The sequence below is a fragment of the Okeania sp. SIO3B5 genome (genome assembly GCF_010692555.1).
In the GTDB taxonomy this organism is placed as follows: Bacteria; Cyanobacteriota; Cyanobacteriia; order Cyanobacteriales; family Microcoleaceae; genus Okeania.
This window is the reverse complement of record NZ_JAAHHG010000037.1, coordinates 33,498-45,200: the sequence shown is the minus strand read 5'-3', so window position 1 is coordinate 45,200 and position 11,703 is coordinate 33,498. Positions and strand designations below refer to the sequence as shown.

General features: G+C 35.0%; 11 protein-coding genes. 4 read left to right on the top strand and 7 right to left on the bottom strand.

The window, feature by feature from the left end; all coding sequences use genetic code 11:
* Window positions 1-195: 195 nt before the first annotated feature.
* The gene (locus tag F6K54_RS08115; RefSeq protein ID WP_293076318.1) at window positions 196-1,371 is read left to right on the top strand and encodes a phytanoyl-CoA dioxygenase family protein; all 1,176 of its coding nucleotides are present in this window, start codon (window positions 196-198) and stop codon (window positions 1,369-1,371) included.
* Window positions 1,372-1,560: 189 nt separating this feature from the next.
* Here F6K54_RS08115 and F6K54_RS08110 read toward each other — a convergent pair whose 3' ends face one another.
* Both F6K54_RS08110 and cysC read right to left on the bottom strand, forming a co-directional pair.
* A complete protein-coding gene (locus F6K54_RS08110; protein WP_293076316.1) occupies window positions 1,561-2,151 on the bottom strand; it encodes a C39 family peptidase in 591 nt (196 codons plus the stop codon).
* Between the two features lie 361 nt (window positions 2,152-2,512).
* Window positions 2,513-3,085 carry an adenylyl-sulfate kinase gene (gene cysC / locus F6K54_RS08105; protein WP_293076322.1) on the bottom strand — a complete coding sequence of 191 codons (573 nt, stop codon included), beginning with the start codon at window positions 3,083-3,085 and terminating at the stop codon, window positions 2,513-2,515.
* Window positions 3,086-3,527: 442 nt separating this feature from the next.
* On the opposite strand from cysC, the gene F6K54_RS08100 reads away from it, so the two are divergent.
* The 3 genes from F6K54_RS08100 (at window position 3,528) to F6K54_RS08090 (ending at window position 6,946) form a co-directional block, all read left to right on the top strand.
* Window positions 3,528-4,955: a DASS family sodium-coupled anion symporter gene (locus F6K54_RS08100; protein ID WP_293076314.1), complete on the top strand. Its 1,428-nt coding sequence runs from the start codon at window positions 3,528-3,530 to the stop codon at window positions 4,953-4,955.
* A 323-nt stretch (window positions 4,956-5,278) separates the two neighbouring features.
* On the top strand, window positions 5,279-5,713 hold the full coding sequence (locus F6K54_RS08095; protein ID WP_293076312.1) for a hypothetical protein: 435 nt from the start codon (window positions 5,279-5,281) through the stop codon (window positions 5,711-5,713).
* Window positions 5,714-6,376: 663 nt separating this feature from the next.
* Window positions 6,377-6,946, top strand: a complete 570-nt coding sequence (locus tag F6K54_RS08090; RefSeq protein ID WP_293076310.1) for a Uma2 family endonuclease — start codon at window positions 6,377-6,379, stop codon at window positions 6,944-6,946.
* Between the two features lie 353 nt (window positions 6,947-7,299).
* Here the strand turns inward: F6K54_RS08090 and F6K54_RS08085 are convergent, their stop codons facing one another.
* The 5 genes from F6K54_RS08085 to F6K54_RS08065 all read right to left on the bottom strand — a co-directional run bounded on the left by F6K54_RS08085 (window position 7,300) and on the right by F6K54_RS08065 (window position 11,615).
* On the bottom strand, window positions 7,300-8,088 hold the full coding sequence (locus F6K54_RS08085; RefSeq protein WP_293076308.1) for an ABC-2 family transporter protein: 789 nt from the start codon (window positions 8,086-8,088) through the stop codon (window positions 7,300-7,302).
* A 492-nt stretch (window positions 8,089-8,580) separates the two neighbouring features.
* Complete coding sequence (locus F6K54_RS08080; RefSeq protein WP_293076306.1) at window positions 8,581-9,291, bottom strand: DUF1963 domain-containing protein; 711 nt, start codon at window positions 9,289-9,291, stop codon at window positions 8,581-8,583.
* A gap of 119 nt (window positions 9,292-9,410) precedes the next feature.
* Entirely contained in the window at window positions 9,411-9,539 is a 129-nt protein-coding gene (locus F6K54_RS08075; protein WP_293076304.1) for a hypothetical protein, read from the bottom strand.
* Window positions 9,540-9,616: 77 nt separating this feature from the next.
* Complete coding sequence (locus F6K54_RS08070; protein WP_293076302.1) at window positions 9,617-10,072, bottom strand: DUF1963 domain-containing protein; 456 nt, start codon at window positions 10,070-10,072, stop codon at window positions 9,617-9,619.
* Between the two features lie 544 nt (window positions 10,073-10,616).
* Window positions 10,617-11,615, bottom strand: a complete 999-nt coding sequence (locus tag F6K54_RS08065) for an ATP-binding cassette domain-containing protein (RefSeq protein ID WP_293076300.1) — start codon at window positions 11,613-11,615, stop codon at window positions 10,617-10,619.
* Window positions 11,616-11,703: the final 88 nt, after the last annotated feature.

The window sequence follows — 11,703 nt, the reverse complement described above, 5'->3', positions numbered from 1 at the left end:
AGTAATTCCTGATGTCTTGGACCAAGGAATAAAGGGTTTGCCGTTTAACCCTGTAGTGGTCGATCCACTACGAACAACTGAGCTTTCAGGCTTTCTCGTTCAGTTTGAGTAAGTTTAGTTGAGCGGTGAGAATCCATAAGCAATTTTCCCTTCTGCCTTCTGCCTTCTGCCTTCTGCCTTCTTCAATTACAAATTATGAGCAAAACAAAAGATAAAAAGTTTACTCCTCTTCTGATGAATGTACCTTTGGTAGATTCGCTATTTTTTGAACAAATTTTTAGCCAGTTAACTTTAGACAAAGATACAAAAAAACTTGTCAAACAATTTGCAGAACAAGGATATGTAATCATAGACGACTTAGGCATAGAAAATATTGCAGAAACTACAGACAAAATAGTTAAAGACTTAACTCCTATATATGGAGAAAAAGGCAAAGTAGAATCAGCTTGGATTTATCACGACCGAATTCAGGATGCTTGGACATTCAATCAAGATGTAAAGAAAATTGCCACTTCTCCCAAAATTATTAACTTATTAAAAATACTTTATCAGCGGGAACCAATCCCATTTCAAACCCTAAATTTTAAGCTTGGTACTCAACAATCTACTCATAGTGACAGCATACATTTTAATTCAATGCCAGCTAGATTTATGTGCGGAGTTTGGGTAGCTCTTGAAGATATAGATGCAAATAATGGTCCCCTACATTATTATCCTGGCAGTCATAAATTACCAATATTTGATTTAAACGACTTAGGAATTACAGGTAGTTATCAAAATAAACCTTATGATGTTTATCCGATATATGAAGAGTTTTTACAGTCATTAATTGAACATAATGGTTTAGAAAAAGTAGAACTTTATGTGAAGAAAGGGCAAGCTTTAATTTGGGCTGCAAATTTACTACATGGGGGTAGTCCAGTTTTAGATAAAAACCGCACCAGACATAGTCAAGTAACGCATTATTATTTCTCTGATTGTATGTATTATATTCCTTTACTTTCAGATCCGTTTTTACATAGAATTCATCTGAAAGAAGTGAGAAATATTATGACAGGAAAAGTCGTCGATCATTTTTATAATGGAGAGAAAGTTGAAGTTAATCCCGAACAGTATGAAATAGAAAGATTAAAATATGAACTGTTACAATTTCAGGAGGAATTAGAAAAATTACGACCTATGGCAATGGAATATCAAGATGAACTGAGTGTATTAAAACCTCAACTTCAAACAGTTCAGTCAGAATTAGAAAAGTTACGCAGTCAGTTATATAATTGTCAAACAAAATTTCAATTATCAGAAGCTAAAAATCAGCTAATTGAGGCAGAATTAGAAAGATTGAGAACTAAGTTGTATCAAACCAGCGAATAATTAATAATTAACAATTAATAATTAATAATTACCTCTTTTTACAAATTCCAGTAGTGGACTGACACAGCTAAAACTGTGCATTAGTTTTTAACTTGAAAATTCTTACTTTTGACTTTTGACTTTTGACTTTTGAATTGAATCTAATGCACCATTTTAGATGAAACAGTCCACTACTAGATACTCCTATATCTATTTAGAAATCCTATGTAGCCACATTCTTGCAGTAGATTCTATCTCATCATTACCCCAAGTATCATAAAATCTTAGGGTTTCGCGCAAAGAGTATGCATTGCCAGCAGAGGATATTAGTCTCCGACTGTATAGCTTATTTTTTCCTTTGTTATCTTCTGTGTATGGTGAATTATTACGATAGCCTTCGTAAAACCATTCTCCTGCTGGATCATTTACAAAAAAATTACCACTGTCATCGTAACCACGTATGACTAAAATATGACCAGCGTTCGTCCAATAACCATGTAATACACAGATTTCTCCAGAATCTAGAGCGCGAGTAATATCTGAAAGACCTCCTGTCATTGTAAGATTATTGATCAATCCTAAACCCTCTATTAACCTCCTGATTCCACCTGGAGTCGTATGTGCTATTCCCAGTCTATCAAAACGTTGTTTAACATCATCTTCGTACTGTGGCATAGATCCTAAATCAGGAACTCCAAAGTATTTTAGACACATTGCAGCACTTGTAGCACCAGAGGATCGCCAACCCTCAATCTCGTTATTCTCTAGATTAAAATACGGAACATTATGATTAATGCTCATAATTTATCTCCCATAAGGTTTCGTTTCAGTGCCCTGAAGTTCCTATTAATTCCGCTTCAAACGAAGCACTAGAGGAGGGTTTCTAAACGCTTCACAGAAGCCTTTTCACCCCTCTTTTCCATTAATCCCGCATCTATAAACTTAATCGGGATAACTATGAATCAATTTATATGAACTTATGTTAATAAGTATTAATAAATCAACTAGGACTTACGCAGATACGCTATATATAGCGCTCAAAACTATTGTCCAATAGTACTTGAACTCTATAAATAGTGCCTTTGCGTAAGTCCTGTCAACAATAAACAATAGTTAATTAACCTCCTTCCTCCTTGCTTCTTCTTCCCTCTTCCTTCTTCCTTTAAATATCAAAAAAATAAGCACTACTATGAGAAAAATCACGAGGTTTTAAATAACCATTATTTATCATTTTTAGAATAACTTTTTCTTTACTTTCAGCAACTGTTTCTAAATCAGTTAGACATTCAACTTCAGGATGAGGAGGTGCTTCATAAGGTAAGTCAATGCCAGTAAATTCTTTAATTTTTCCAGCTCTGGCAAGTTGATAAAGTCCTCTTTTATCCCGTGCTTCGCAAACTTCTAAAGGTGCATTAACATATACTTCCATAAAATTGCCAATTCTTTTTCTAACCTCAGCTCGAACTTGATTATAAGGAGAAATAGCAGATACTAAAACAATCACACCATTACGAGTTAAAAGATGAGCTAAAAAACCAATTCTACGGATATTTTCATCTCGATCAACTTTACTAAAACCCAAACTTTTACCGAGGTCTTGACGAACAACAGTACTATCAAGAACCTCTGCCGTATAACCAAGCGATCGCAACTCTTCTGCCACAGCTAAACTTAGAGTAGTTTTACCAGCACAACTTAAACCAGTAAACCATACTGTTAGACCAGTTTGATTAATTTTTTCCATTCACAACATCCTTTCAACAATTAATAATTAATAATTAATAATGAACAATTACCTCTCCTGAAAAAGAATAAGATTGACGCGGAGCGTGAAATTTTTTTCTTCTCTTGGTCGATTGGATATGGTTAGGAAACCCATCCATCCCTCGACCGCTTTTTCTCTTTTAAAGGAAAGGCTTTAAACCTTAATTATTCGCTAAAAAACAAAATTTAAATCCCGAATAAAAATAGGAATTTTTTAGGAATTTAAAGTTTCATCATTTTCTTGACTTAGAGATTTCTACTATGATAACATAACTATTTAACTTGCTAAAAGTCAAACATAGTGTAAAATATAACTGCTCAATCAGTTATAAAAGCTATATTGAAGCAATAAAAATTATTTTAATTTCCTCACAGCATTGCCAATAGACATCTCCGCAACTTAACTCATATAAATGGAAAATATTAGACATCTTCGTAGTTGGTTACGCATATCTCGTCAACCTAAGTATCGTTGGCTTTGGTTTGTAGCTGCAGCACTGATCTATGTAAGCATTCTCCTGTTTCCAATAGCAGGAATAGAAAAAGAGGCAAAAGGAGCTTTAGCAGTATTTGGAGTAACAGCTTTTCTGTGGGCAACTAATACCTTACCAGTAGCAGTCACAGGCTTAATGGTCTTATTTTTAATTCCTCTCAGTGGTAGTATGTCTGCCACAGAAACTTATGCTTATTTCGGCAACAAAGCAGTATTTTTTGTATTAGGAGCATTTATTTTAGCTAGTCCTATTCAACGTTCGGGACTGAGTACCCGTCTAGCATTAACAGTAGTTTCCCGTTTTGGCAATACCCAGAATACTTTAATTGCCTCTATTTTAATTCTTTCCGCCGTAATGTCTTTTGTGATTAGTTCCTACGCTGTGACGGCAATGTTATTTCCAGTAGTGATAGAAGTTATACAAGCAGCAGGAGCTAAACCCGGTGGACGTTTTGGACTAGCAGCATTCTTAGCTTTAGGTTGGGGTTGTGGTATTGGTGGTATTGCAACTTTACTTGGAGGTGCCAGAGCGCCACTAGCATTAGGAGTTCTTCGCAGCACAACTAACGGAGAATACGATATCAGTTTTGTGGAATGGTTTATTTGGTCTATTCCTTTAGTTGTATTACTGTTGACAGTGGCTTATGTAATCTTACTCCAAATAGGAAAAGGTACAGTTGTGTCTTTACCAAATGCCCTAAAATTTCTCAAAATTAGGTCAAAAAGTCTGGGAGGAATTTCACCAAGAGAGATTGGTACATTAGTGTTAGTGACAGGGATAGTTTTATTGTGGATTTTTCGAGGAACAGTTTGGGGACTAGATACAATAGCTTTCTTTGGGGTGATGTGTAGCTTCATTTTTGGGTTAGCAAGTTGGCAAGAAGTAGAAGAAGATGTTAACTGGGGTATTTTTTTGATGTATGGTAGTGCTATTGCTCTAAGTGCAGTGTTAAGAGATACGGGGGCAGCACAAGCATTAGCAGAGAGTTTATTGGGATCGTGGATTAATTCTGGTTTAATTTGTTTTGTAGCAATGGTGTTGATTATTACTATTTTGACAGAAGGAATGAGTAATGCTGCTGCTGTGGCAGTTTTGATGCCAGTTGGACTTGCTTTAGCAGCTAAATATGGAATTGATCCTAGAGCAATGACATTGGGTATTACTTTGCCATCAGGTTTGGCTTTTCTGTTGCCAGTCAGTACCCCGGTAATGGCCATTATCATTGGTAGTGGTTATGTGTCGCCTGCTGAAGCTTTTAAGCGTGGCTTATTGCTAAAATTAGTGGGGACTTTGATATTCTTGGCAATGGCGAAATTTTATTGGCCTTTATTTGGGCTGGGAGTTTGAATAATTAATAATTAATAATTAATAATTAATAATTAATAATTAATAACTGGAGAGTACAAAGTTATTCCCAAGAACAATTAGCATTGAAAGCTGAAAGAATTGCCGTAAAAACCTTACAGTATTTACAGCTCTGAATAAAGAGTTTTTAACCTTTAGATTGCTGAAAGCCTTAGCTAGCAATATTTATTTCAAGAACTTTGCACTGTCTAGTTAATAATTAATAATTACCTCTCCTTGAAAAGAAGAGGTATTGACTCAGAGGAAAATTTTTTCTTGTTTCTCCTTTAAAGGAGAGGCTTTAAACTTTAATTATTCGGTAAGATATGAATATTTGGTTAGTGGTTGCAAATCCCTATGCTTACGATAAAGCAATGTGGAAAGGAATTTCAGAAGCTCAACAAAATCAAGCCAAATTGAGAGTTGTGTTTTTTATTAATAATAATTCAATTAATGATGTTATTGGGGAACTGGGGCAGACTGGTTGGTTAGGGTCTAATCCTTTGCATAAACTTCAAAACTCTATGTTGGATGGTTATCGCGCTCTAGCTAATGATGTTTTGAAACGGGTAAAGCGTAAAGCTAAAGAAAAGGAAGTAGAATTAGAAGTTCAGGAAGTAATAGAAAGACCTAGTTTAGAGGAATATCTGTTTGAGCTTGTGGAGGAAGATGCTATAAAAATTATTGTTGCTGGTCCTCAGTTACTTACTGCTAAAATAGGAAAATTACCAAGTATTGCAGAGTATATTGAGGAAGATTAAAAACAATTAATAATTAATAATTAATAATTAATAATTACCTCTCCTTGAAAAGAAGAGGATTGACTCAAAGGAAAAATTTTTCTTGTTCCTCCTTTAAAGGCTATGCTTTATAAGGAACTCCTGAAAACCTTGTGTGGAGTAGGGGAGTAGGGGAGTAGGGAGCAGGGGAGAAGGGAGAAAGAATCAATATGGAATAGGAAAAACTACTTAAGTTATCAAGAAAAATCTACTTTTTAATACACTTTTTCTCTGGCAAAAATCTTTCAAAGGCTAGTACATAACTTGTCGATTGTGTCAAGTTTTATGTTAAGTAAAGATGTTTATAAAGCATAGCTTTAAATGAGAGGTTTTAAACCTTAATTATTTGGTCAATAATATTATATTCAAATAATTCAAATAATCAGTTATATCAGAAGAAAGAAGAAAGAAGGAAAAATCTGGCTTTGTTTTAGTTTTAAGCTTTTTAAATGTCTGCGCCCTTTACTTCAACTGCTATATCAAACAACATAGCTTCTTGGTGATAAACTATCTCCCTCCGGATTTTCTATTACTTACTATTTGAGATCAACTTATTTATCTGAATTGAGCGACAAAATCTATATTTCCCTGCTTTTTTTTCCTGATTCCTGGCATATCACAATATTGATGAAATAAGTGAATCTGATGGTACAAGTTAAACATAAATTTCAAAGCTTTGAAGAATATTTGTCATACAGTAATAATTCAGAAAAACTCTGTGAATTATTTAATGGTGAGTTAATTGAAATGCCTCCTGAATCAGGTTTAAATGTTGAAATTGCTACTTTTTTGTTGCTGAGATTTGCCTTACTTTTAGGTCATCGTCGAGTACGAGGTCAAGGATTAGAATTAGAGGTTAGAGGTGAGCCTAAAAACCGTTATCCCGATTTGACTATCATTCGAGAAGAACATATTCAACAATTATTAAAGCGGAATACAATTCGCCTTTCTATGTCTCCTCCTTTATTAGTTGTTGAAGTTGTTAGTCCTGGAGAGATACAGAGAGAGAGAGATTATATTGCGAAGAGAATTCAATATCAAGATTGTGGTATTCCTGAATATTGGATTGTTGAACCTGAAACTCAAACTATCTTAGTATTAGAATTAATAGGCAAAAATTATACAGAAGTCGGTAACTTTTCTGGTAATGATTTAGTATTATCTCCTAGATTTAGAACGCTTAATTTGAAAGTTTCTGCAGTTTTTGATGGTTGAATAAGGAAGGATTCATTAATGGATAATGGATAATGGATAATGGATAATTAGGGTTTGCTGAAAAAGTCTTATGGGTGAGGGCAGGAGACAACCCACCCCTAGCCCCTCCCAGGAGGGGAGGGGAAGACAGCTATACTGGAGAAATGGGAATGAGCGAGGAGGTAGGAGTAAGAATTGTAAGAGTGATTTTTTTGCCCAACTATGCGCCTAAAATACGCTCCTTTTTGAGCATGAAGAGCTGAAACAGGCGCACTTTTTTTGACCTCAAAAAGGCACTTGTCTTTATATATCAATGCTTTGAGATTTAATCAACAAACCCTAATTATTAATTATTAATTATTAATTATTAATTATTAAGCCCCCATCCCCGAATATTGCTTTAACCCCTTTCGCCACAACCAACGATTTAATCCCAAAAAGACCGCACCCCAAGCAAACATCATCAATAAACCCCGTCCAATATCCACAGGCAAACCCACTAAGATAGAAGCAGGAAAATAAACTATATAAGGAAACGGAGTCCATAATGCTATTTGATATACTGATTCTGGAAACACTTCTAATGGAGCAGTTATTCCCGATAAAAACATATAAGGTAAAAACCAAAGCTGTTCAAGGGCGCTAGATTTTTCTATCCAAAAGGCAAATAAAGCCATTGTATATTGAATTAAAAATCGTAATGCAAATGCTATTACTACTACAATTAAAAATAACAAAAAATCCCTCAAACTTGGCAACCAAAATACCCGGGGATATAGAGCAATAAATAATAATATTAAACCTAAAACAAAAGGTCCTCTAGCAAACCTTTCTGCAATATGACCAAAGAAATGATGCCATACCGGATCTATCGGTTGTAATAATTTAGGAGATAATTTCCCCTGAACTACTTCCATTTCAAAATCCCAAATTACCCAAACAGGTGTGATTGAGCGGACAATAAATACAGCTAAAAAATAATGGGAAAACTGCAATTTATCTAATTCAAATTCACCTGCTAATGAAGCTTTTATCCAAACTCCCATCATAATAAAAGGCAAAGAAGATGACAACATCCATAAGAGGAGTTCGGCTCTATATTCTAACATATAGGCGTAGTAAGTAGATAGAAAAACTTTAGCAATTTTGATGAATTTTTTCATACTTTTTAATTATTTACTATTCATTTAAACAAGAGTTTTGATTAAGTGGATTTAATGTCAAATAATACTATCAAAGAGTAGTAGATGAGTAATGTAAAATAATAACTTAAGAGGATATCTGAAAAGTTTTTTGATACTGAATTTTGCCCCCCGAGCAAGCCAACTTTGGGGGGAACAAGAATCAATTTGCTTCAAAAAGTCCCCCAAAATTGGGGGATGCGCGGGGGCTTGGATGTCGCAAATAGGACTTCTCAGACAACCTCTAATACCAGATTTATAAATGTTTGCTACAAATATCTAGGGTATTTCTTAGGAGTCAGGAGTCAGGAGTCAGAAGTCAGAATGGATGGCTTTAATACCATTTTTTAGGGCGTAAATTATCTTTTTTGTCAAAGGGACATCTCATGTAAAGTCTTTTTATCGCTCTTACTATTCGTAACATTCTTTTTTCAAATTGGTATAAGAACCAAAAGCTAACTGCCGACTGCTATATCAACCACAAGCCCAACCAAATGCTACTTGATTTTTATGATGTTTGCACTGAGTAATATGACCACAACCAGCATCCCCAAACATAAAGGGTAAATTATCCTCAGAATCAACCTGAAAAACTAATCTCATTTCTTCACCACAAATCGGACAATTAGGATATTCTATTCCCTGAACCCATAGAGGCCAACCTGCTAATTTATCTCCTTCAATTGGGAAATTATCGAGAAATAATTCATCTAAATTCAAATCTAATTCTACACCAAGTTCTGCTGCTTCTTCATAATTAGGATAATCTTCTAGATATTGCCAATCGACGATTAATTTAGGAGGAAAAATTTCTTGATTTTCAGGAATTTTTACATCTTGTACTTCTGTTTCTGGCTGAACGATTCTAATTAAATGAATGTCGGAAAATGGTTCCCATCCTTCATAATCGCAATCACAAAGTAGTTCTGCATTAGTGCAATAAAACATCTGTAAAATACCACCACCAAATTCATTTTTTAATGATTCTGGTAAGGTATTAAGGTTTAGCTGAAGAAAGAATTGTAAAGGATTTTGGCAATGAGGACATTTAGGCCATTGCTCGTTTTTTGCTAACCAAGGTTTACCAGCAAATTTAGAAGCAGTTAAAGCACCATCTCCATCGATAGTTATTGGTTTCCAGGCGTAACGTTTATAGGGTTGAATTTTTGGCGGAATATTAGTCATAATATTTATTTTTGGAAGGAATAGATAAACTGTTTGAAGGATAGTAATTAATTGAAAAAATTGAAAGTTTCAGATTATTTATTGCTTTGGTTAATAGAATTAGTAATTTAGCGATCGCCTCACAAGCTAGACCAAGAAAATGCTAACTGATTTTTATGATTTTGACATTGAGTAATATGGCCGTGAGCTGTTCTACAACCTATAAAAGGGGAGTTACCATCTGAATAAAGTTGAAAAACTAATTCCATTCTTTCACCACAAATCGGACAATTAGGATACTCTATGTTTTGTTCCCAAAAAGGCCAGCCTCCTAATTTATCTCCTTCTATTGGATTGGATATTTGTCTGGATATAAGTAGTATTCATCAAAAGCTAGTTTAATACCTATTTTCTTAGCTTCTTCAAAATCAGGGTAATCTTCTAATTGTTCCCAATCAACAATTAGTTTTGGTGGAGAAATATCTTCAATTTCAGGAATCTCTACATCTTGTGCTTCTGTTTCTGGCTGAATAATTCTGAGAAAATGAATATCTGAAAATGCTTCGCATCCTTCATAATCTATTTCGCAAACCTCGTCTCCATATACATTCGTATATGTACAATAAAACATTTGTAAAATTCCACTACCAAACTTATTTTGTAATGATTCTGGTAATTGATTTAAGTTGAGCTGAAAAAAGAATTCTAAAGGATTCTGACAATAAGGACATTTAGGCCATTCTTCATTTTTTCCTAACCAAGGTTTACCTGCAAATTTAGCTAAATCGCTCTTGAGCCTCACGCCATAATCTGTGATTTGGCGACCAGATGAATCGGCGGTAAATTAATGGGACTCGATGTCCCATTAATTTACAAATTTTTATGTTATCATCGAATTACGCTGGTTTGAGCTAATCGCCGCCAGTAATGAACCATGAAAATTCAATAGGATATGGGGTTGTTGGCCCAAATTCCTAGTCAACCGTGGGAAAACATAAAATCTTATTGCGGAACTAGGTGAGCAGTTTTTTATGTGCAAAAAGAGCGGCAGGGCATTCCGTTCTTAAAGCTCGTGGAGCCCGACGGGATACCAGGGCTGCGAAACGAGAAGCCCACACTATAGCACCTGCTTAGTGTGGGAGTATGTCACAAGCAGTTAAATCCCCATCTCCATCAATAGTTATTGGTTTCCAAGCTAGACGTTTATAGGGTTGAATTTCTGGGGGAATATTAGTCATTTCAGTTATCAGTTATCAGTTATCAGTTATCATCAACTCGGTAATTGCTGTAATATAATTCAGAAAAATTCCAACTTTTGACTTTTGACTTTTAAATTTTGACTTAAACTATACTTTTCCTGCCCGAAAAACTCTACCAATGACCTCCTCAATAGGTGGGTCAGTCACCGTTAAATCTTGCACTTCTAATTCTGCTAAAATCTGAGCGACAGTTGCCGTTAAATTTTCCCTGCGTACCAACAAATGTACTGACTGACCTTCCAATAATTCCACTTCCCCATAATTAGATAAATTTTGTTCAAAATTATCTACATCCGTAGACACAGGATTAAGTAATTCTATTTGTACCTCTCGATAAGGAGCAAAGCGATCGAGTAAACCATCTAAACTGCCATCATAAATTAACTGACCTTGATATATCAATAACACCCGCTTACACAAAGCCGTAATATCAGCCATATAATGACTCGTCAATAAAACAGTTGCCTCATAACGTTGATTATATTCTTGCAAAAACTCCCGCACTGCAACTTGTGCATTTATATCTAAACCTAAAGTTGGTTCATCCAAAAATAAAACTTTCGGTTGATGCAACAACGCCGCCATTAACTCTGCCTTCATCCGCTCCCCCAGAGATAATTTTCTGACTGGTTGCTTCAATTTTCCCTCCAGGGACAACATCTCTGTTAATTCCATTAACCGTCTGTAATATTCTTTGTCAGAAAGACCGTAAACAGCAGCATTAATTTTCAGGGAGTCTAACACTGGTAAATCCCAAATTAACTGTTGTTTTTGCCCCATGACTAAAGTAATTTGCTCTAAAAATTCTCTCTTGCGTTCAAAGGGGACATAATCTGCTACCTTAACTATACCGTTAGACGGATGAATTAAACCTGTCAGCATTTTCAGAGTAGTAGTTTTACCAGCGCCATTAGGTCCAAGAAATCCCACTACTTCCCCCGGTTCTATTTTAAATGTAATATCTTCAACTGCCTTAACATATTGGTAGTTGCGACGTATAAAATGACGTAGTGTTCCCTTAATTCCTGGTTCTTTCTTGGCTACTGGATAGATTTTGCTTAGATTTTTAGCGACTATAATAGACATAAGTTTTGAATATTAATTTGAGTTATAGACAACATTCGACATAAATAGAGACGCAAAAAATTTAGCATATTTAGGAGACATACTAAGT

Bases quoted from the DNA above. Each gene is read 5' to 3' on its own strand.
- F6K54_RS08115 (WP_293076318.1), top strand. From the start codon at position 196: ATGAGCAAAACAAAAGATAAAAAGTTTACTCCTCTTCTGATGAATGTA.
- F6K54_RS08110 (WP_293076316.1), bottom strand. From the start codon at position 2,151: ATGAGCATTAATCATAATGTTCCGTATTTTAATCTAGAGAATAACGAG.
- F6K54_RS08100 (WP_293076314.1), top strand. From the start codon at position 3,528: ATGGAAAATATTAGACATCTTCGTAGTTGGTTACGCATATCTCGTCAA.
- F6K54_RS08095 (WP_293076312.1), top strand. From the start codon at position 5,279: ATGAATATTTGGTTAGTGGTTGCAAATCCCTATGCTTACGATAAAGCA.
- F6K54_RS08090 (WP_293076310.1), top strand. From the start codon at position 6,377: ATGGTACAAGTTAAACATAAATTTCAAAGCTTTGAAGAATATTTGTCA.
- F6K54_RS08085 (WP_293076308.1), bottom strand. From the start codon at position 8,088: ATGAAAAAATTCATCAAAATTGCTAAAGTTTTTCTATCTACTTACTAC.
- F6K54_RS08080 (WP_293076306.1), bottom strand. From the start codon at position 9,291: ATGACTAATATTCCGCCAAAAATTCAACCCTATAAACGTTACGCCTGG.
- F6K54_RS08075 (WP_293076304.1), bottom strand. From the start codon at position 9,539: ATGGAATTAGTTTTTCAACTTTATTCAGATGGTAACTCCCCTTTTATA.
- F6K54_RS08065 (WP_293076300.1), bottom strand. From the start codon at position 11,615: ATGTCTATTATAGTCGCTAAAAATCTAAGCAAAATCTATCCAGTAGCC.